Here is a 19,748-nt window from a genome sequence, read left to right as displayed (position 1 = left end):
CCTTGAGACAAGATAGTTTACACTCCCCTGCGGAGTTACTTATACACATTGAACAAGCAATAAAAGAAACAAAATATCCTTCACAGCCCGCCTCGCTGTACGAACCGATAAGCTATATCATGGAGCTTGGCGGCAAACGTTTGAGGCCCATTATGCTCCTCATGGCCTCAGAGTTGTTTAACGGAACGGTAAAGGCTGCCCTGCCAGCCGCGATGGCCATTGAGACATTCCATAATTTTACCCTGATCCACGACGACATCATGGACAATGCTCCGCTGAGAAGAGGCAAGCAAACTGTGCACAAAAAATGGGGCACCAATACAGCCATCCTGAGCGGCGACGTGATGATGGTAGAAGCAAATAAGCATATCACGGAGGTGCACGCAGACGTGCTTAAAGCCGCGCTGGACACCTTTAACGCAACCGCACAGGGTGTATGCGAAGGTCAGCAACTGGATATGGAATTTGAAAGCCGCGATGATGTGAGTATCGCCGAATACTTGAATATGATCAGACTTAAAACGGCTGTACTTGTTGGCGGAGCGATGAAATTAGGGGCCATCGTAGCGCATGCCTGTAAGGAGGAGGCCGATCTTATTTATCAGTTTGGCGAATCCCTGGGCATTGCTTTTCAGCTCCAGGACGATATCCTGGATGTGTACGGCGATCCCGAGAAATTCGGCAAGCAGGTTGGCGGGGATATTTTGTCGGACAAGAAGACGTATATGCGTTTAAAACTGCAGGAACTCGCCTCAGCAGACGACCTGAACCAACTAGACGGCTTAAAGCATGACGGTGATAAAGTAAACAAGGTTACCGCCTTGTATAACACCTACAACATCAGGGAAGAAGCTACGGCTATCATGAAAAAGTATCTGGATGATGCCTTTGCCGCGCTGGAAAAGATTAGTGTAGACAATTCCAATAAGGAACCGCTAACAATGCTGGCTAACCAGCTCATGTTCCGGGAAAGCTAAGATCGATATTTCGAAACGAAAAGCAGAGCGCAAAAAAAAGGGATCCGTTAAAACGAATCCCTCTTTCTTTGGATCTTTATACTTATTCTGCTGGTGCAGCTTCAGTTTCTGTAGACTCGGCAGCTGTTTCAGCTTTAGGAGCCTTTTTTGCAGGCGCTTTTTTCGCTGGTGCAGCTTCAGCAACCGGAGCGGCAGCCTTCGCTGATTGCTTAGCCGGAGCATTCTTTTCAACGACCTCTTTAACTACTGCAGTTGGCAATACAGAAACGTATGATTTGTTGTCTTTTTTCTTTTTGAAAACTACTGTTCCGTCAACCAGGGCAAACAAAGTATGGTCTTTACCAATACCTACGCCTTTATCTGGATGATGCTTTGTACCGCGCTGACGCACTAAGATGTTTCCAGCGATAGCTTCCTGACCACCAAAAACCTTGATACCTAAACGCTTGCTATGCGATTCACGTCCGTTCTTCGAACTACCGGCTCCTTTTTTATGTGCCATGTTGATTTATGTTTTATAATTACCTGCTAAAGCCGATAATCTTGTGTTAACAATTCTTATAAACTGATACCAGAGATCTGGATTTTGGTGAAATACTGACGGTGTCCGTTTTTCTTTTTGTAACCTTTTCTGCGTTTCTTTTTGAAAACGATTACTTTATCACCTTTTAAATGAGACACGATCTTAGCTGAAACAGTCGCACCTTTCAAAGCAGGAGCTCCTACAGAGATTTTACCACCATCTTCAACCAACAATACATTGTCAAATTCAATACTAGCGCCCTCATCTCCTTGTAAGCGGTGTACAAAAAGGTGCTGGTCTTTTGCAACTTTGAATTGCTGCCCTGCTATATTTACTATTGCGTACATTGTTAAATAATTTGTATTTTAAATTGTTTCTTTTTAACGAGGTGCAAATATAGATTTAATTTTCTAAAAGCACAACACGAACTTATTTATTATATCGTATCTCTGCATCGCTGATGCTTTGCCTAACCAACTTGATCATTTGTCCGGCCACATCACGCAGTTTAGGGATCTCGTTATAGTCGGCCATAAACGTCACCTGTTTGCTTTTTCTTTTGTAGTTAAACCTGATTTCGTGACGCAGTACACGCGGCGACTTCAGATCGGCACCGGTATTGGCGATCACCTCAGGAAAATTCCACAAACCCAGTTCATTTGCCTTATTGTGCAGATAGATAATATCATTCTGCCGCAACTTCACGTTGGTTCTAACCACAGAATCCCTTACGTTCACGTAGATATATTCCCCGGTAGCAGAATTATAGGAATTTTCCAGCTTATCCCCTACTCCCCATTTGTATTCGATTGATTCAAACTCGGCCGACTTGAATGGCGCGTTCCGCAGCATCGGCGTGTAATAGATCACACAATAGATCAGAAAAGGAACGACTATTGTGAACAGTATAAAAATCTTCTTTGCTCTTGAACTCATATGCTAAACCTCGTTATTCACCTCTGCATCCGGATTGTATTCCCCTTCCCACTTCGCGATGACCACCGTAGCCAGACAGTTGCCGATTACGTTTAAAGACGTACGCCCCATATCCATCAGTTCGTCGATTCCCAGAATTGCTGCAATAATGAAAGTAGGCAATCCGAACTGGTCGGCCGTAGCAATCAGGATAATCAGCGAAGCCCTTGGAATAGCGGCAACACCCTTGCTCGTAATCATCAGCGTAAATACAATCAGCAGTTGCTCGCCGAACGACAAATGCATTCCGGCAGCCTGGGCTACAAATATCGATGCCAGCGAGAGATACAGCGTGGTGCCATCGAGGTTGAAACTATATCCGGTGGGTATTACAAAAGAGACGATTTTACGCGGTACGCCAAACTTCTCCATAGCATTCATGGCCTTTGGCAATGCCGCATCAGAACTTGTGGTGGCAAAGGCTATGGAAACAGGTTCCTTTATAGCATTAATAAATTTGATCACGGGAATTCTGAGGTAAAGCGCGATTGGCAGAAGTACCAGCAGAAGGAAGGCCAGGAGTGCCACGTAGAGTGTAGCGACAAGCATGAACAGGTGCATCAGAATATCGACGCCCATATGCCCTACAGTATAGGCCATGGCCGCGCCCACGCCTATCGGCGCAAAGTACATGATTACATTGGTAAACTTGAACATGGTCTCCGAAAGGCTCTCACAGAAGTCCACCATCGGCTTGCGTTTTTTTTCATCCACCATGGCCAGTCCTATACCGAAGATGACCGAGAAGATCACGATCTGCAGGATCTGTGCATCATAGATGGACTTAGCGATATTCTCCGGAAATATATTCCGGAAAAATGCGAGCGTTTTATATAGCCAGTGCACATTCGACGGAAGGCTTTGAAGCATACTCTCATCGCCGGCATCTTTTACCGGTTTGGGCAGCTCATTGTGCGGCATGTTTTCGACTTGCACCCCTACCCCCGCCTGGGAGATGTTGATGGCCGCAAGTCCGATGAACAGCGCGATGGTCGTGGCGCAATAGAAATAAAGCATAGACTTCCAGGCCATGCGGCCAACCTGTTTAAGATCAGAATGCCCCGCTATGCCATATACCAGTGTCGCAAAAAGAATTGGGCCCACGATGGTCTTTACAAGCTTAATAAAGCCCTTGCTCAATGGCTGAAGCGCGATGGCTACACTGGGATAGTCTATGCCCACAAAAACGCCAAGCACCATACACACCAGGATCCAGGTGGTCAGGTTCTTCTTCAGAAAGGCAAAGAACAGCAGTTCCAGTCCGAGTATCCACCTGGTCGCCATCATCACATTTTCGGGCACGTACACGACATTAAATTCCTTAAGTACACCAAGGATAACTGCTATGGTAACAAAAAGGAAGGTAATTAGTCCGGCGCGACCTCGTTTCATAAATGAGCCATTTTTTAGCACGAACAAAAGTAATTAATTGCGGTAAGGGAACAAACATTTATTAATTTTGCTCACCAGCAGGTTTGTAACAATTAAAATATCCGCGCATCAAACAACTGCAGAGTAGCATTAATGGAGAGCAAAGACCACTTATTTAAACAGATTTTTGACACAAACTCAAAAAAGATCTTCCATTTGTGCTATGGCTACACGGGCGATAAAGATGCGGCCAATGATCTTCTACAGGAAACCTTCCTAAAAGTGTGGCAAAACCTCGAGAAGTTCAGAAACAAATCGCAGATCTCCACCTGGATATACCGGATAGCGGTTAACACCTGCCTAACCTACCTGAGGTCGGAGAAAAGGCAGGCGAAGGACGAACTGACAGATAACATCATAGAAACGCGCGCTGAGGAGCATTCAGAAAAAAACGAACAGATCGCCTTGCTGTATCAGTCGATAGCCAAACTGGAAGAGAACGACCGATTTATTATTACCATGGTGCTCGACGAGCTGCCATATGCCGAGATCGCTGAGATTTCCGGGATCAGTGAAGGCAACCTGCGTGTTAAGATTCACCGGATAAAACAAAAGCTAACAGAATTATACAATCAGCATGCAAGAATTTGATCACATACAGTCGCTTTGGCAATCACATTCTGTTGAAACAAACATTTCGTCTGATGAGATGCTTGCGCAGGCAAAAAAGGAAGTTTCGGCAATAAAGACCCGTTCGCTGCTTAATATAATCGGCATGCTTGTCTCCTTTGCTGCATTCCTGTCACTCTTCCTGTTTTTCAGCTTCGATTCCTGGACAACCCAGGCCGGACTGGCCATTATCGCCATGCTTACCGGTGTATACACCTTCATCTTGTATCTTGATTACCGCATCATATCCCGGACTGATTTTACGGCAGACCCGGCGAGCTTCCTGGCTTCCCTTAAAGCATACCAGCTCAACAAATTTACCCTGTACAATAAACTTTACTGGGTTTACCTGGTCGGACTCTGCCTCGGATTCGGACTGTACGCCTACGATATGCTAAACCACTTCAGCATCCTTTGGCAAGCCCTGATCATCGGCTTTATCGTACTCTGGGTTTCACTCAGCGCCACCATCCTGCGCAAGGCTTATCTTAACAGGGAGAAAGAACGACTGGATCAGCTTATGGACCTAATAAAAAAGTCACCCGGTGAAACCGAATGACTTTAATTATTAACTAACCCAAATCTAAATTTATCCAAACTTACTTTGAGTTTCCTGCTTCAAATATATATTAATTAAACGCAATTTACATAGGTGAAAATCACCATTAAAAGATCGCTATATGCGATTAATCTGAGTGACAGTCCATTTGCCACTCTTGGCTTTTTCGATGGTTAGATAGTTCTGCTGAACAAATTCAGGATATTTGAAATCGACCCGGACCATCATCATGCAGCCATTATCGGAGATCACCTCGTGTGAGGCTTCACAGTTGAGCTTCATACCCCCGGTTTTCTTATAAAAAGAAATCAGCGCATTTCTGGTGTGCTTGATGGTCTGGTCCTTTCTGTTCACGCTCATCACAGCATCATCGTGAAGGACACGTTTGAACAGATCGGCATCACCATTGGTATAGGCCGATACGAAGGCCTCTATTACGGTGCTGCAGCTTTCGTTTACGTTTTTTACAGGTTTTTCGGGGCCGGCAACCGCGGCAGTATACACGATGCCCAGCATCATAGTATACATCAAAATTCTTCTTTTCATATAGAGGGTTATTTAATTTGCACGATACTGTCCCGGTGTAATGTTGAAAGATGAACGGAACAGCCTGATAAATGAGCTGGGACATTCAAAGCCTACCACATCAACGATCTGCCCAACAGTGTAGTCGCTATGCTTCAAATAATACTTGGCATGCTGAAGCCGCAGGCTTCGCAGATACTGATAGGGCGAAGTATGGTATGCGCGTTTAAAGTTTCGGAGCAAATGGTTCACGGACAGGCAGGACGCTATGGCAATATCCTTCAGGCCGATGTTACGGTGGTAGTTCCTGGCCATGAAATCCCTTGCCAGATCCAGCCGCCGCTGAATCTCGGAGTCAAAATATGTCTTTTCCATACGCTTTCATTTTTGTACTATGCAAATTTACAGCGTGTTGAATATTTTATGCTCCCCCCTGAAGGGGTATATTTGCATCACCCTAAAGCGGTATATTTGCACAACGATGAAGAGAATACTGGTCCTTTTTACTGTGCTGCTGCTGTGCACCGAACTGTTTGCACAACGGTATAACTTCCAGCAATTCGATATCGAAGACGGACTTACGCAGTCGCAGATTACCTCAATCATTCAGGACAAGCAGCGCCGGCTCTGGGTTTCGACCTTCGGCGGCATCAGCTCTTTCGACGGCAGACACTTTGCAAACTACGGCCGGACCAATGGCCTGAACAGTAACTTTACCCTTTCGTTGACTGCCGGTGCGGACGGCAACATTTATATCGGAACTGCCCGTGGGATAAACCGCTTAAGCGGTAATCGCATTTACGACTTCAAAACGATCAGGGGCTGGACAAGCAGACTGGCGGCCGACCGCACAGGCAACGTTTACGCCATCAGGAACAAGCAGGTCTATGTGCTCAGGGGCGACAAAGACAGCCTGATCAATATTTCCGGATCGCCTTCGGAATCGGTCACAAGGATCCGCGCCGACCATAACGGCACGCTCTGGGCCAGCATATACCAGGAGGGCATTTTCAAGTTCGAGGCCGGAAAATGGCAATCTGTGCTGGGCAGGGAGCTGGTAAAGGACCTGATCGTGACCGATCTGCTGCCCGACCGCTTCGTGACCGGTAAGTTATGGATCCTGACGGGCGACAGGCTTTATATCTCCGAACCCCTGGTGCCACTGAAGGCACATCCGAATACCAGCATACGCGGCATGTCTATGGCTCAGGACGATAAGGGCGCCATCTGGATTGGTGCGCCGAACGGGGCATACTACATCTCCGGTGGGCGCAGCATACATTTCAACTCGTCGAACGGCTTCACCAGCAATATGGTGAACGACGTTTTTAAAGACGCTGAAAACAACATTTGGTTTGGCACCGATGGCTCAGGTCTGTTCAAGTATACCGACAATGGCTATGTGACTTTCGATGAAACCCAGGGCTTGAGCAACCGTATCATTATGTCGCTTTGCAACGGACCAGAAGCGGGTACGGTTTGGCTAGGCACGCCGACGGGCATCTTTGAATACAAAAGAGGGCGGCAGATTAAACCCATCCTGATGCCCGGTCCGGCCGAATCGCAGCGCATCAACTTCTTGTTTACCGACAGCAAGGGCAACATCTGGATAGGCACGCCGGGAGGAGGCCTGTGGGTTCGTAACAAATCTGGTCTGCGGCGGGTCGACAAACAAGGCCCGGGCCTTGCATATAATGCTATCATGGAAGATTCTTCCGGTACCATCTGGCTGTCTACCAACTACGGATGCCTTAAGCTTGACGCTAAAACAGGTAAAATCAAGCGCATTATTGAGCAGTTTGGCGGCAGCTTACTCGAACTGGGTAAGGACTCCGTTATCGCCGGAACACAGGACGGAGCATTTTTAGTAACGGACGGACAAAAAGTTAAGCCGCTAAAGTTGGGCCTGCTGCAAAGCGCCTCTGTGTTGTGCATGCTGCGCGACGGCGACCATGTGATCTTTGGAACGGCTGACTATGGACTCATCATCTGGAACACGAAAACAAATGCCTTGAAGATGATCAACACCAAGAGCGGCTTTCTTTCGGACCATATTTACAGCATCCTGAAAGACCGCAGAAACGTGATTTGGGTAGGTACAGGCAAGGGCATAGCGCGCTTGAACGGAGCTTTCGAAGTACTCAGAGACCATCCCGGTTCCGGGCCTATGGTAGAATGCAACCAGAATGCCATCCTGCAAACGGCTGATCACATCTGGATCGGGACGACAAAAGGCGCGGTGGTGTACCGCATTGATCCGGTAAGTACATCTCAGGTACCGCCCCATGTGTCGGTCGACTCCGTGGTGGTGATCCCGAATTACGAGCAGGGCGGCCCCGCTGGCGTCCAAAAGGCTGCCTACAAAGCCAATCATAGAAGAAGTGGCTTTCGTCTGCCCTTCAACCACAACCACATCAACATCAGCTATACGGGCATCTATCTTCGGAATCCGGACGCCCTGAGCTACCAGTATAGACTTGTCGGCTCAGACGCCAAATTCAGTCAGCCAACCAACAACAGCACCATTACCTTCAGCGCCCTGCCGCCCGGCGAATATACCTTTGAGGTAAAAGCCATCACGAAAGACGGGGAACTGGCGTCAAATACGGCAAGCTTCAGCTTTGTGATAGAAACACCCTATTACCAGACGGGCTCGTTTAAAGCACTGATCATACTGCTTATCCTGGGGCTGATCGTGGGGGCAGTTTATGTAATCATACAGTTGAACGAACGTCGTAGAAAATTGCGGCTTAAGATTAAACTGGAAGAGCAGTTTAAGGTGAGGAAACAGACCGCGGAAGACTTTCATGACGACCTTGGTAACAAACTGACGCGTATCAACGTCCTATCAGAAGTTTTATGCAGTATGATAGCGCCAGAAGACACCGAAAAAAGAACCGTAATTGCCAAAATCCGTAAAAATGTAGATGAATTGTACCTTGGTACACGGGATATATTATGGTCGCTCAACCCCAAAAACGACGACCTTAGTCAGCTCCTTAACCGTATCAGCGAATTTGGTCAGGAAATGTTCAACGATACACCGGTAAATTTCAGCTCAGCGATAAACCTTGATAAGCGCGATGAAAAGTTGTCGCTCCCTGTAAGCCGCAACCTGATGATGATCCTGAAAGAATCTATCAACAATATTCTTAAGCATGCTAAGGCCTCCGAAGTGGTCTTTACCGCGGTGGTAGAACAGGACACGCTGAAGATCATGCTGGAAAACGACGGACCAGGCTTTAATCTGGAACTCGCCAAAGAAGGTCACGGCATCAACAACATGTATGTACGCGCCAAACGTATCGAAGCCAGACTGCACATTAGCTCGGGTAGCGAAGGGACCAAAACCTGCCTCAGCATCCCTTTCACTAAGTTAAGCCGTTTGAAAAATGTATAAAGACAGCACAGCCAGGATTGTAATTATTGAAGATGATGAGACCATCCGCGAAGGATATACTTATCTCATCAATCACAATTCGCCCTACACGGTTGTCAACGCCTATCCCTCATTCGACAGCGCTAAGGCCAAGATCGTAAAAGATGCGCCCGATGTAATTATTCTCGACATACAATTGCCCGGGACCAGCGGGATAGAAGCCCTGCCTGCACTTAAGAAACTTCTGCCGCATACCTTCGTGATTATGCTGACGGTATACGATACAGAAAAAAGCATTTTGGATGCCCTGGCAAATGGCGCTTCAGGCTATTTCACGAAAAATACTCCGTCGGCCAAAATCATAGAGGCCATTAAAGATGTGCTTCAGGGCGGCGGTCCTATGAGTCCGGATGTATCAAAAACCGTGATCCTATCGCTGCAAAAGAACCAGAATTCACCACTTACCAAACGGGAAACCCAGATTATTGATCTGATAGCCCGGGGTAAAGACCGCTCGCAGATTTCTGCTGAGCTCTTTATTGATATAGAGACAGTGAAAACCCACATCAAAAACATTTACCTTAAGCTGGATGTCAATTCCAGAGCAGACGCCATCACCGTTGCCCGGAAAAACAAACTGATCTGAGCTGCGGCACTTACTGCTCTACCTCAGCGGTAGAAAAAGTGTTGCCCCGCAACCTGTACTGCATGGTTTTGGTACCGGCAGCTTTGCCCGTGGTATCGTCTGGATTTTTTACAGAGAATGTCCTGAACAAATCGCCAGCCTTTATCATAAAGCGATCATTTCCGGCATGCTGCTTTTTTAGACTGCTGCTTAAGCCCGGAAACCTGATCTTATTAAAACTTCCATTGCTGTATTCATAGACGTTGAGGTCGGCCACATTATGATCGCCGCGTACCTGAACGTAAATCTCCGGATCGCCGTCGGTATCCAGATCAAGGTTCCAGGCATCAGTGATTACTGTTTCGCGCTCATCAGAAAAAGAGCGGTAGCGGTTTTTGAGGGTGTCCGACATCAGTATGAGAAAACCACCCACACTGTCGGCCCCCTTACCCCAGCTCACCACCTCGAAATTTAATCCCGGTCTGATCTCGATGTCCTTATAAAAAGGAAATACCGACTTCGGTTCAGGTGCCTTTTCCTCGGCAACCTTGCTGTCCTGAACCTGTTCCGTATTGCTGTCGCCGCAAGATGCCAGCGTCAGTAAGCCGGCAAATAAGCATATATGTATAGTTAAAAACTTCATAAAGTGAACTATATAAGCACTTTCACTTCATCTTCTTTAGCCGCCAGATAACGCTCTGCATCAAGTGCAGCCATACAACCCGATCCGGCAGCAGTAACCGCCTGACGATAGTAGTGATCCTGAACATCACCACAGGCAAATACGCCTTCGACATTGGTTTTGGTAGTTCCCGGTACCGTTTTCAGATATCCGGTCTCATCCATATCCAGCCAGCCTTTAAAGATGTCTGTATTGGGTTGGTGACCAATCGCCACGAAGAATCCTTCTACAGGAATATCCGACTCAATACCGGTCTGATTGTTGTGTACACGGACAGCAGTTACATTTTTACCGTTACCCAAAATCTCTTTGGTTTCGGTATTGTACAGCACTTCAATATTAGGTGTGTTCATTACGCGGTGAATCATAGCCTTCGAAGCCCTGAATTCATCGCGACGCACCAGCATATACACCTTGCGGCAAAGCTTAGCCAGGTAAGTCGCCTCTTCAGCAGCCGTATCTCCGGCGCCTACTATCGCCACATCCTGCCCCTTAAAGAAAAATCCGTCGCACACCGCACAGGCCGAAACACCAAAGCCGTTGTACTGCTGCTCGCTTGGCAAACCAAGCCATTTAGCCGTAGCACCAGTCGAAATGATCACAGTGTCTGCGGTGATCGTTTTGATCTCATCGATGACCACTTTATGCGGCAGCGACGAGAAGTCGACCGAACTCACATAACCAAAGCGGATGTCTGTACCAAAACGCTCGGCCTGCTTGCGAAAATCGTCCATCATTTCCGGACCTGTAATGCCCTCGGGATACCCTGGAAAATTCTCTACTTCAGTGGTAGAAGTAAGCTGACCTCCAGGCTGCATACCTGTATACATAACCGGCTTTAGATCAGCGCGCGCAGCATAAATTGCTGCAGTATAACCTGCCGGACCTGAACCTATGATCAAACACTGAACGTGCTCTGTTTCTTGCTGTGACATCATTTTAGATTTCTATTATGATACAAAATTACACTTAATCCGCGTATCGAACAAACGCCACCCTGTAACAATTACGCAAAGGTGATAAATGTATATGGCGAGAAGTCAGGTCTGGATAACCCCTACGTTAAACGGCTTTTTTATGGGCGATTGATTTGCTGCCTCTATACCCATGGAAATGACCTTGCGGGTCTCCAGCGGATCAATAACGCCGTCGACCCACAACCTCGCCGCAGCATAGTATGGCGTGGTCTGCCCGTCGTACCGATCGGTGATTTCTTTAAGCAGTTCAGCCTCCTTTTCAGGCGTAATGGTCTCCCCCTTAGCCTTCAATGAAGCCTCCTGTATCTGTAGTAATACCTTTGCAGCCTGTGCTCCGCCCATTACCGCAATTTTCGCTGTAGGCCAGGCATAAATAAGTCGCGGATCGTAAGCCTTCCCGCACATCGCATAATTGCCCGCACCGTATGAGTTGCCTACCACTATGGTAAACTTAGGCACCACGGAGTTTGATACCGCGTTAACCATTTTAGCACCGTCTTTAATAATACCCCCATGCTCAGAGCGGCTACCCACCATAAAACCCGTCACATCCTGCAGAAACACCAGCGGAATCTTCTTTTGGTTGCAGTTCATAATAAAGCGCGTAGCCTTATCCGCACTGTCGGAATAGATCACCCCGCCAAACTGCATCTCACCCTTTTTTGACTTCACCACCTTACGCTGATTGGCCACAATACCCACTGCCCAACCGTCTATACGGCCTAGTCCGCATATAATGCTTTGTCCGTATAACTTCTTATACTCCTCAAAGTCAGAACCATCTACCAGACGATGTATAATATCGAGCATATCATAAGGCTTTTCCCGGTTTTCCGGAAGAACACCATAAATTTCCTCCTGCTCTAGCTTAGGTAAAGCCGGTTTGATACGGTCAAAACCCGCCGACTCCGGTGCGCCCATTTTACTGATGATATTCCGGATACTGTCCAGACAGGCTTGGTCATTAGGATGCTTATAATCGGTCACCCCCGAAATCTCGCAATGCGTGGTGGCGCCGCCGAGCGTCTCATTGTCGACCTCCTCGCCTATAGCCGATTTGACCAGATAAGAACCGGCTAAGAAGACGGAGCCAGTACCGTCAACGATCATCGCCTCATCGCTCATGATGGGCAGATAAGCGCCCCCGGCCACGCAGGAACCCATGATGGCCGCGATCTGCACGATACCCTCTGAAGACATGATCGCATTGTTCCTGAACATCCGGCCGAAATGCTCCTTATCCGGGAATATCTCGTCCTGCATAGGCAGGTACACGCCGGCACTGTCGACCAGATAAATGACCGGCAACCTGTTTTCCATAGCAATTTCCTGCGCACGCAGGTTCTTCTTGGCTGTCATAGGGAACCATGCGCCAGCCTTTACCGTGGCATCATTGGCCACGATCATGCATTGCCGACCGGCAACATAACCGATGCCGCAGATCACCCCCGCAGAAGCACAGCCGCCCTGCTCGGCATACATACCCTCGGCCGCAAATGCACCGACCTCCAGAAAGTTGCTGTCTTTATCGATCAGGTAGGCTATACGCTCCCGCGCCAGCAGCTTCCCCTTCTCCTTCTGCTTCGCCGCACTTTTTTCGCCGCCACCTTTATATATCTTCTTCAGGCGGGTCTTCATGTCGTAGACCAGCTGCTTGTTTACGTCCTCGTTTTTATTGAATGCTATATCCATGGGCGACCAAGTTAAACCTATTTTTCAGCATAACAAAAGTCCGAAACGGGCTTTGGTTCATCAAGATAATACCGACTTCTCTTCTATTTCGCCACCCTGACCCCGCTGCGTTTCGAAATAAAGAAATTTGGATGAAGTGATGAAAACATACTTTCTTTATAGTTGGCACCTATCTTTAAAAAGAATTTGTTTTCTAAGATTACATAATCGCCGTCCACAGCGTGGATTTTGGATTCGTTGACAAGATAGGATTTGTGAATGCGCAAAAAAGATGTGTTAGACAGCTTCTGCTCCAATTCCTTCATAGTTAAATAAGTAATATACTTACTTTTCTCTAAATGAATAGTCACATAGTTCTGGCAGGCCTCAACATAAAAAATATCATCATGACTTAGCCGAATCATTTTTCCTTTTGCTTCGCTTTGAATATAAAAGTGCTGGGATGCGCCATTCAATGAAAGCTGGGATTTACCTAATTTTACATTATTCAAAGCGCGTTCCAGCTGATTTAAATCCACTGGATTAATCAGAAAGCCGACTGCCTTATAGTGAAATGCCAACATTGCGTCTGCCGCGTTTCTTGATGTAATAATTAAGGACGTGTGATTGGTTATTAATTCTGGCAGATTGCTTTGATGGGCCGTGCACAGTTCGAGGTTTACGACCACCACATCAGGAAATCTTTCTTTTTTTAGTATTTCCTCAAGAGCAATATTCGGGTTTTCTTGATTGCCTAAAAGAATGAAATCGGTCTGATGAAGATGTAAGTAGTTGCATATGCTATTCACTGTAGCGCGCTCTTCAATAAGGTACAGTGAAAACGGTTCCGTTTTGCTCAAGGGATTGATCATGCTGGAATTTGGTTGAGACGTTCGTAATAGTTGTAAGTTAAGCTTTTATATGAACTATTCCAAAAAAAGGTAATTTGTTACAATATGTTGCCGACCTAGCCTTATCTACTTAAAAAGCTATTTCGTCATGACAATGCTGATGTTCGTGTAATAACAACAGCGAGCGTAAAAGCCGTTTCGTAAAATTGAGTAATCAATTATTTAAACCTAAAAAGTATGAAAAATTTAAACATCAACTCTGGTAATGTCAGGAAGCTAGGCTTTCACAGAATTGTTAACAAAAAATGGCTTTACAGCCTTTGCGCTGTAGCAGTACTGCTTACCTCTTCCCTAACTAGCATCGCTCAGACAGATGCATCTACTGCTGTCGATTTCGGAACGTTTTCGCTAAGTGGCAGAGACCGGGATGGTATGTCCGTGTACACGACTGACTATGCGTGTATTAACAATTATGGAATGGATGGGAATGACTATTGGATAAAGATCACTGTGACAGATCCATGTTACATTTTAGTACACCACGGCAGTACTTCTGGCTACGGAATATATGATTCTGTTATCCATCTACTAGATTCAAACGGGTACTTGATGACCTCGGGTGATGATGATAGGGTCCCACTGTCTGATTTTAGGGCCGTCATAATAAATTACTACGTGTACCCGGGCGATTATTACGTTGTAGTTGATGGAACTTCCAGCAAAGGCCATGACAAAGACGGCGGAATGGGTTTAGGAGTGCGTGTAAGTGCAGATCCAATTTAAAGTTTCAGAAGTGCCAGTCCCCATTTGCGGACTGGCATTGTTAATCTTTGTTGATTTAAAACCTCACCACTCCGGTCGCCGCCGCCCCTCTTTCTTTTGTGCCTGAATCTTTTTGTTTTCAAGCCTTTTCCTGATCACTGCCTTCGGCGTTTTCGTGGGTTTGCGAAGCTTGTCCACATGCAAACTCTTGCGCAGCAAGTCAATCAGTTTTAAGACCGTGCGCTCCTTATTCATCAGCTGACTGCGATCTTCCTGCGAGACGACATGTAAATAACCTTCGGCATCAATCCTGCCTGCCAGTCGCTCGCGCAACAACGATTTCTCTTCATCAGTTAGAAAAGGTGCGCTATCAGGATGAAACAGCAGCTCAACCTTACTCGAAACCTTGTTAACGTTTTGTCCACCTTTACCGCCACTGCGCGAAGTGCGGAAAACGGCCACTTTAAGAATATCTTCTTTTGCCGGTATCATGGTGCTAATGTACACTTATTCCCTGATCCAGCCAGTATCCTGCTCCTTGTCCCTAACCAGCAGATGCCCTTTGAACGTACCGATCACGCTGACTGCTTCACCTGCACTGGCCAAACGCTTTACTGCCGCAGCAGTATCCGGACGGTCGTATAAGGGCTGGGCCTCGCTGCGCAGGGTAAGGCGCCGGACAGGCGTTTCTACACTGCCGGTATGCCGGCTTTCTATATATCCAATGGTTTCATCGGGCAACTGCACCCTATACCAGCTACCGCTTGCACCGGTAATATGCAAAACGGTGTTTACCGGTAAAGCAGCTAGCTCCGTGGAGGCTCTGTCGGCCGCAATATACAAAGCTGCATTCCTCAGTGTCCGCCGAGTAGCGTTAAGGGGACTCAAAGATGCAGTAATCTCAGGCGGCGTTTTTACAACAGGATTAATGAAAGGGAAGGGGTCAACCGCCCCGTCGCCGGTATAAATTCCGAAATGCAAATGCGGTGCGGTGGTCCTGGCGTTGCCGGTATTGCCGATCAGTCCGAGGGTATCGCCGGTCTTTACCGATTGCCCTTCCCTCGCAATCTGCTCATCCAGATGGGCATAGTACACGCTGTAATCTTTACCTGCCGGACGCAGCCACACTACCCTGCCACCCAGATTATTTTCGTTAACACGTACCACCGTACCCTCTGCCACAGCCAGCGCAGGCGTACGCCGGGGCGCGAAAATATCCACCCCTTCATGCTTGCGGGTATTGGCATCCCTTCCATCGCCAAAAAAACTTTGTATACGGTGCGCCCGCGAAGAAGCGGTAGGGTAATCGAGCGAAGGACCGGCGGTGATCTGAAGCGTATACGAGCCACTGCGAAGCAGCTCAGGCTGAAGACGGAGCATATAGGTGGTGGCGCGACTGGCCTCCAGACTTATCGGGCTGCCCAGCGTATCGGCAGAGGCCACAAGCTTTGCCTCGCGGTCGTCGCGCAACTCCCATAGGTCCATATAGATCATAAAGCCCTCGGCGGGTGTTTTTGTGAGGCTCAACGTAAGTTTTTGCCCACGTGCCGCCTCAAAAGTGTAAGCAACAGCGGGCACCTTTTCTGCCGCAAAGTATCCGCTCTCCTTGTACGGAACACTGACGGGAAGCGCACGTGCACGACTCTGCTCTGCTGCCGAAATCCACTGCGCGCCCATGGCCGTGCCGTCGAGCCCCGAACTGACCAGCTTACGCTGATATGCCTCGTGCGGCGAAGCAGCTTTGAACAGATTGATCGGACCTGTTCGGCAGGCCTGTAAACCCAAGAGCAACACCGCTGCACACCAAAACGAGCGCACTTCACCTATACCGAAACCATTAACCTTATAAAACATAAATGCCAGGATTGTTCAAGAAAAACAATCCTGGCATGGTAGTGTTTGGTTTTTGTATCTTGAGCACCTTCAGGTGCAGCGATTTACAGTTCTCTGATCCAGATGTTGCGGAAGCTCAGCGGCTCACTCGGATCGCCGTGCGACTGCAGCTTGATGGGTGAAGCGCCGTGTGCACGTCTGTATGCAGCCTCACCAATGTATTGGGTCGGGCCTTTCAATGTGTAGTTATCCTGAACCAGTACCCCGTTAAAAAGCACAGTTACTCTTGCCGGCTCCTTCAAAGACTTGTCATCATTGAAAACAGGTGCATGCCAGATCACATCATATGAGTTCCACTCTCCCGGCTTAGCCGTAGGATTTGCCAATGGCACCGCCTGCTTGTAAACGCTGGCAGCTTGTCCGTTCGTATAAGTATCGTTCTGATAAGAATCAAGGATCTGCAATTCATAACCACCATCGCCTTTGCCAAGCGAAGCAAGGAAAAGTCCGCTGTTGCCCCTACCCTGACCTTTTCCGGTAATGTTGGCCGGAACCTGCCACTCCAGGTGAAGCTGGTAATTGGTAAAAGACTGCTTGGTTTCAATATTGCCACCAGCCTTCTTATCTACCGTAAACACGCCCTTTCCAAGCGTCCATTTGGCCGGCTGGTCGCGGTTTTCGGTCATTACCCATTTACTCAGGTCTTTTCCGTCAAAAAGCACAATCGCATCTGAAGGCGGCGGGGTAAACACGCCTTTTGCCTGCACCACTTTAGGTACCGGGGTATACACTTCTGTATCTTCAGGCTTAGCCTGGTTCTGTGCATTCGCCATCGTTATTCCTCCTATAACCAGGGAAACTGTGTAAAGTATTCTAGCTGATCTCATGCTATAATTGATTATATTTTTCATTTGTGGCTCTAATATAAAGGCTTTTATCTGGCATTCACATCGGTGACCCAAATATTTTTATTTTCCTGAGGCTCATCGGTAGCCACAATAACAAGCTTGCCGCCCGCTATGATCTCATCGTGACTGAGCCAGTTGCGCCCCAGCACCTTGCCGTTCAGCCGCACCTCGCGGATATACATATTGCGCTCCGAAAAGTTTTCTACCTCTATGTCGAGCGATTTGCCCTTAGGCCAGCTGAACTTCACCGAGCGGAACAAAGGCACATTGAGGTAGTAAACCGGATGCCCCACACAGGCAGGTGAAATACCCGTAGCGGTAAGCACAAACCAGGCCGACATAGCCCCAGCATCATCGTCCATCGTGCGCACATAAGCCTGCGGCTTGTTCTGATAAATACGGTCTACAAACGGATCTATGCCCCTGCTGTTGTCGTTAAAATAATACTGCACCACCGTGTCTACCGCATAATTGCGCATCAGTTTCTGCGATTTCCAGGCCTGCGGCGTAGCGTTGTACATCAGTGGCACCTGCAGGTCGGGTTCGTTGGCATGATTGTACAAATCGTTTTTAAAGAAGTAGTCCAACTGCTCGATATAGGTCTGTTCACCCCCAATCAGATCGATCAGTCCCTTTACATCAAAAGGCACAAACCAACGGTATTGCCAGATGGTGCCCTGGTACAGTTTGCGCGCCTGCATGCGGTCTACATCCGAACGTGTAATGTCTTTAAAGTCTTTATTCCAGTAATTTTTATACTCCATCGCTTTAGCGAGGTACTTGGCCGAAAGCTCTTTATTGCCTTGCAGTCTAAGGATTTCCGACAGCGCCCAGGCATCGTAAGAAGCCTCGAGTGCTTTGTCGGGCTGACCATAATCGAGTCCGTCAACTTCTTTAATTAGGGAATCGGTGATTTGTTTGGTGTTGATCTTATGTCCTTTACGCAACGCATCCAGGATCACAACCACCGCATGCTCTGTACGCACTGTAGGCGACGGTTCGTTCTTCGTGGCGTAGTCTTTTTTTCCGTATCTGTACAGGTTTGCGATAGACACTGCCACATCCTGAAACCTTTCGGGGTAAGCGAGCGACAGCAACGGCAGTTGTGTACGGTAGTTGTCCCATATGGCCCAGCCGTTGTACATCATGTTTGTCGCCTTTTGTGTCGACCCGTCTATAGCTTTATATGTACCATCGGCCTCCGAGATCTGGTAGGGCGACTGTATCGTACGGTACAGCAGCGAGTAGAACAATTTTTCCCTTTCGGCATCGCCCTTTACCTCGATCCGGCTCAGGTGTTTTTCCCAGCCCGCGTCACTCTGCTTTTTCAGCACATCAAAATCGACCGTACTCTGCGCGCGCTGTGCATAAGCCACACCAGTAGATGAGAAGCTGACCCTGATGCCAATCTCTTCATCCTCCGCACCAGCGAGAACCAGGAGTTTACGCTCACTCAGACTTTCAAATCTAACGGCTTTGGTAAATATCACTTCGTAGTAAACCCGGTACGCTCCAGCACCACAGGTAGTTTTGGAGTTGATAAATCCGGTGATTTTATTTCCCTCGATTTTGTGTTCCTCTGCCAGAAAGCCTCCGTTGAAGGCGTAACCAAGATCGATATAAAAACCTTTCTCGCCCTTTGGCATGGTATAGCGGTGCATGCCCTGATTGGCCAAGACAGTCATCTCTGCCTCGATGCCGTTGCTGAAACCCACACTGTAATAACCCGGGGAGCCACTTTCTTTCACTTTGATCAGTCGCTCGTCTTCCTGATATTTGCCCAGAAAAGGCTTAATAAACAGGTTGCCCCCGCTGCCCATACAGCCGACCCCCTCGAAGCGGTTGTGCGTAAAGCCCAAAAACTGTTTAGCATTGTGCTCATAGCCGGTGTGCGTATGCGGATAGGTTTGCGGACCGATGCTCAACATACTGAAAGGATAGCTTGCCGCAGGCGAAAGCTGTCCGTGGTCGCCCGAGCTGCCCAGGAATACATTGGCCGCCGAGGTGTATTTGCCGGTATGCTTCGCCGGCTCGGGCTGTTGCGAAAAAGCATTCAGCGTACAGATGCCCAGTATAAAAAGTAAAGAATATTTCATATGTTGTACGAAAAGGGCGCAATTTAGCAATTAATCGTTGATACCTCATTCCCTGTAACATTAAGGAATCTTAAATGAAAGAGCGTTGAAAAGCTCTGGCTCCATTACCCTTGGAATAGGTTTCGTAGAGGTTTGGAATAGGTTTGGTATACCCCAGGGGGTATATCAAACCCCTGTCAAACCTTTCGCAAGGGCTGGTCGACGAGCAACTTTGCCGCTTATTACAGCAGCCGATTGCCGTACTTATATGCTACATGAACCAAAGGAGGGTCATTCTGGCTAGCGGTAATAGACTAATTTTGTAGATTAATGTTCCTTAAGAGGATTTTTTCTGATATATTGGCATCTGGAAAAGCCAGTCCGGT

Annotated in this window: 20 protein-coding genes; 6 read left to right on the top strand and 14 right to left on the bottom strand. The window is 47.7% G+C overall.

Features of this window, described 5'->3' with window-relative positions:
• The first annotated feature begins 2 nt into the window (after positions 1–2).
• Entirely contained in the window at positions 3–977 is a 975-nt protein-coding gene (locus tag J3P40_RS08630; protein WP_256004711.1) for a polyprenyl synthetase family protein, read from the top strand.
• Between the two features lie 82 nt (positions 978–1,059).
• Here J3P40_RS08630 and rpmA read toward each other — a convergent pair whose 3' ends face one another.
• The 4 genes from rpmA to J3P40_RS08610 form a co-directional block, all read right to left on the bottom strand.
• Complete coding sequence (gene rpmA / locus J3P40_RS08625) at positions 1,060–1,479, bottom strand: 50S ribosomal protein L27 (protein WP_256004709.1); 420 nt, start codon at positions 1,477–1,479, stop codon at positions 1,060–1,062.
• A 56-nt stretch (positions 1,480–1,535) separates the two neighbouring features.
• Positions 1,536–1,847 (bottom strand): 50S ribosomal protein L21, encoded by a 312-nt coding sequence (rplU, locus tag J3P40_RS08620; RefSeq protein ID WP_008241463.1) that lies wholly within the window; start codon positions 1,845–1,847, stop codon positions 1,536–1,538.
• 82 nt (positions 1,848–1,929) lie between these two features.
• Positions 1,930–2,436: a hypothetical protein gene (locus tag J3P40_RS08615; RefSeq protein WP_256004705.1), complete on the bottom strand. Its 507-nt coding sequence runs from the start codon at positions 2,434–2,436 to the stop codon at positions 1,930–1,932.
• A 3-nt stretch (positions 2,437–2,439) separates the two neighbouring features.
• Positions 2,440–3,867: a dicarboxylate/amino acid:cation symporter gene (locus J3P40_RS08610; RefSeq protein WP_256004702.1), complete on the bottom strand. Its 1,428-nt coding sequence runs from the start codon at positions 3,865–3,867 to the stop codon at positions 2,440–2,442.
• 132 nt (positions 3,868–3,999) lie between these two features.
• Between J3P40_RS08610 and J3P40_RS08605 the strand changes: the two genes are divergently transcribed.
• Together J3P40_RS08605 and J3P40_RS08600 are read left to right on the top strand one after the other, a co-directional pair.
• On the top strand, positions 4,000–4,497 hold the full coding sequence (locus tag J3P40_RS08605; protein ID WP_256004698.1) for an RNA polymerase sigma factor: 498 nt from the start codon (positions 4,000–4,002) through the stop codon (positions 4,495–4,497).
• The gene (locus J3P40_RS08600) at positions 4,484–5,074 is read left to right on the top strand and encodes a hypothetical protein (RefSeq protein ID WP_256004694.1); all 591 of its coding nucleotides are present in this window, start codon (positions 4,484–4,486) and stop codon (positions 5,072–5,074) included. The genes J3P40_RS08605 and J3P40_RS08600 overlap by 14 nt, the downstream gene beginning before the upstream one ends.
• A gap of 117 nt (positions 5,075–5,191) precedes the next feature.
• On the opposite strand, the gene J3P40_RS08595 is transcribed toward J3P40_RS08600, so the two are convergent.
• Complete coding sequence (locus tag J3P40_RS08595; RefSeq protein ID WP_256004690.1) at positions 5,192–5,620, bottom strand: nuclear transport factor 2 family protein; 429 nt, start codon at positions 5,618–5,620, stop codon at positions 5,192–5,194.
• A gap of 12 nt (positions 5,621–5,632) precedes the next feature.
• Positions 5,633–5,974, bottom strand: coding sequence for a helix-turn-helix transcriptional regulator (locus tag J3P40_RS08590; protein ID WP_256004686.1), 342 nt, complete (start codon positions 5,972–5,974; stop codon positions 5,633–5,635).
• A gap of 106 nt (positions 5,975–6,080) precedes the next feature.
• Between J3P40_RS08590 and J3P40_RS08585 the strand changes: the two genes are divergently transcribed.
• Entirely contained in the window at positions 6,081–8,999 is a 2,919-nt protein-coding gene (locus J3P40_RS08585; protein WP_256004683.1) for a sensor histidine kinase, read from the top strand.
• Positions 8,992–9,624 (top strand): response regulator transcription factor, encoded by a 633-nt coding sequence (locus tag J3P40_RS08580; protein WP_256004680.1) that lies wholly within the window; start codon positions 8,992–8,994, stop codon positions 9,622–9,624. The genes J3P40_RS08585 and J3P40_RS08580 overlap by 8 nt, the downstream gene beginning before the upstream one ends.
• Positions 9,625–9,634: 10 nt before the next feature.
• Here the strand turns inward: J3P40_RS08580 and J3P40_RS08575 are convergent, their stop codons facing one another.
• The 4 genes from J3P40_RS08575 to J3P40_RS08560 form a co-directional block, all read right to left on the bottom strand.
• Positions 9,635–10,246 (bottom strand): hypothetical protein, encoded by a 612-nt coding sequence (locus J3P40_RS08575; protein ID WP_256004677.1) that lies wholly within the window; start codon positions 10,244–10,246, stop codon positions 9,635–9,637.
• 8 nt (positions 10,247–10,254) lie between these two features.
• A complete protein-coding gene (gene trxB / locus J3P40_RS08570) occupies positions 10,255–11,223 on the bottom strand; it encodes a thioredoxin-disulfide reductase (protein WP_256004674.1) in 969 nt (322 codons plus the stop codon).
• Between the two features lie 102 nt (positions 11,224–11,325).
• On the bottom strand, positions 11,326–12,954 hold the full coding sequence (locus tag J3P40_RS08565) for an acyl-CoA carboxylase subunit beta (RefSeq protein ID WP_256004671.1): 1,629 nt from the start codon (positions 12,952–12,954) through the stop codon (positions 11,326–11,328).
• 83 nt (positions 12,955–13,037) lie between these two features.
• Complete coding sequence (locus tag J3P40_RS08560) at positions 13,038–13,805, bottom strand: LytR/AlgR family response regulator transcription factor (protein ID WP_256004669.1); 768 nt, start codon at positions 13,803–13,805, stop codon at positions 13,038–13,040.
• Positions 13,806–14,021: 216 nt separating this feature from the next.
• Between J3P40_RS08560 and J3P40_RS08555 the strand changes: the two genes are divergently transcribed.
• Entirely contained in the window at positions 14,022–14,567 is a 546-nt protein-coding gene (locus J3P40_RS08555; RefSeq protein WP_256004666.1) for a hypothetical protein, read from the top strand.
• Between the two features lie 63 nt (positions 14,568–14,630).
• Here J3P40_RS08555 and arfB read toward each other — a convergent pair whose 3' ends face one another.
• The 4 genes from arfB to J3P40_RS08535 all read right to left on the bottom strand — a co-directional run bounded on the left by arfB (position 14,631) and on the right by J3P40_RS08535 (position 19,383).
• Positions 14,631–15,038: an alternative ribosome rescue aminoacyl-tRNA hydrolase ArfB gene (gene arfB / locus J3P40_RS08550; RefSeq protein WP_256004663.1), complete on the bottom strand. Its 408-nt coding sequence runs from the start codon at positions 15,036–15,038 to the stop codon at positions 14,631–14,633.
• A 15-nt stretch (positions 15,039–15,053) separates the two neighbouring features.
• Positions 15,054–16,400, bottom strand: a complete 1,347-nt coding sequence (locus tag J3P40_RS08545; RefSeq protein ID WP_256004661.1) for a peptidoglycan DD-metalloendopeptidase family protein — start codon at positions 16,398–16,400, stop codon at positions 15,054–15,056.
• An 83-nt stretch (positions 16,401–16,483) separates the two neighbouring features.
• Positions 16,484–17,266: a 3-keto-disaccharide hydrolase gene (locus J3P40_RS08540; protein WP_256004658.1), complete on the bottom strand. Its 783-nt coding sequence runs from the start codon at positions 17,264–17,266 to the stop codon at positions 16,484–16,486.
• Positions 17,267–17,313: 47 nt separating this feature from the next.
• Positions 17,314–19,383, bottom strand: coding sequence for a glycoside hydrolase domain-containing protein (locus J3P40_RS08535; protein ID WP_256004655.1), 2,070 nt, complete (start codon positions 19,381–19,383; stop codon positions 17,314–17,316).
• Positions 19,384–19,748: the final 365 nt, after the last annotated feature.

Origin of the sequence: Pedobacter deserti, assembly GCF_024436415.1 — a bacterium.
Taxonomy (GTDB): Bacteria; Bacteroidota; Bacteroidia; order Sphingobacteriales; family Sphingobacteriaceae; genus Pedobacter; species Pedobacter faecalis.
Note: the sequence above shows the minus strand (reverse complement) of the source record. Positions and strands in the feature narration are given on the sequence as shown.

Coding starts and splice junctions, on each gene's coding strand:
- J3P40_RS08540 (WP_256004658.1), bottom strand. CDS start 17,266: ATGAGATCAGCTAGAATACTTTACACAGTTTCCCTGGTTATAGGAGGA.
- J3P40_RS08560 (WP_256004669.1), bottom strand. CDS start 13,805: ATGATCAATCCCTTGAGCAAAACGGAACCGTTTTCACTGTACCTTATT.
- J3P40_RS08565 (WP_256004671.1), bottom strand. CDS start 12,954: ATGGATATAGCATTCAATAAAAACGAGGACGTAAACAAGCAGCTGGTC.
- J3P40_RS08610 (WP_256004702.1), bottom strand. CDS start 3,867: ATGAAACGAGGTCGCGCCGGACTAATTACCTTCCTTTTTGTTACCATA.
- J3P40_RS08580 (WP_256004680.1), top strand. CDS start 8,992: ATGTATAAAGACAGCACAGCCAGGATTGTAATTATTGAAGATGATGAG.
- rplU (WP_008241463.1), bottom strand. CDS start 1,847: ATGTACGCAATAGTAAATATAGCAGGGCAGCAATTCAAAGTTGCAAAA.
- J3P40_RS08590 (WP_256004686.1), bottom strand. CDS start 5,974: ATGGAAAAGACATATTTTGACTCCGAGATTCAGCGGCGGCTGGATCTG.
- J3P40_RS08615 (WP_256004705.1), bottom strand. CDS start 2,436: ATGAGTTCAAGAGCAAAGAAGATTTTTATACTGTTCACAATAGTCGTT.
- arfB (WP_256004663.1), bottom strand. CDS start 15,038: ATGATACCGGCAAAAGAAGATATTCTTAAAGTGGCCGTTTTCCGCACT.
- trxB (WP_256004674.1), bottom strand. CDS start 11,223: ATGATGTCACAGCAAGAAACAGAGCACGTTCAGTGTTTGATCATAGGT.
- J3P40_RS08600 (WP_256004694.1), top strand. CDS start 4,484: ATGCAAGAATTTGATCACATACAGTCGCTTTGGCAATCACATTCTGTT.
- J3P40_RS08545 (WP_256004661.1), bottom strand. CDS start 16,400: ATGTTTTATAAGGTTAATGGTTTCGGTATAGGTGAAGTGCGCTCGTTT.
- J3P40_RS08595 (WP_256004690.1), bottom strand. CDS start 5,620: ATGAAAAGAAGAATTTTGATGTATACTATGATGCTGGGCATCGTGTAT.
- J3P40_RS08535 (WP_256004655.1), bottom strand. CDS start 19,383: ATGAAATATTCTTTACTTTTTATACTGGGCATCTGTACGCTGAATGCT.
- rpmA (WP_256004709.1), bottom strand. CDS start 1,479: ATGGCACATAAAAAAGGAGCCGGTAGTTCGAAGAACGGACGTGAATCG.
- J3P40_RS08585 (WP_256004683.1), top strand. CDS start 6,081: ATGAAGAGAATACTGGTCCTTTTTACTGTGCTGCTGCTGTGCACCGAA.
- J3P40_RS08575 (WP_256004677.1), bottom strand. CDS start 10,246: ATGAAGTTTTTAACTATACATATATGCTTATTTGCCGGCTTACTGACG.
- J3P40_RS08605 (WP_256004698.1), top strand. CDS start 4,000: ATGGAGAGCAAAGACCACTTATTTAAACAGATTTTTGACACAAACTCA.
- J3P40_RS08555 (WP_256004666.1), top strand. CDS start 14,022: ATGAAAAATTTAAACATCAACTCTGGTAATGTCAGGAAGCTAGGCTTT.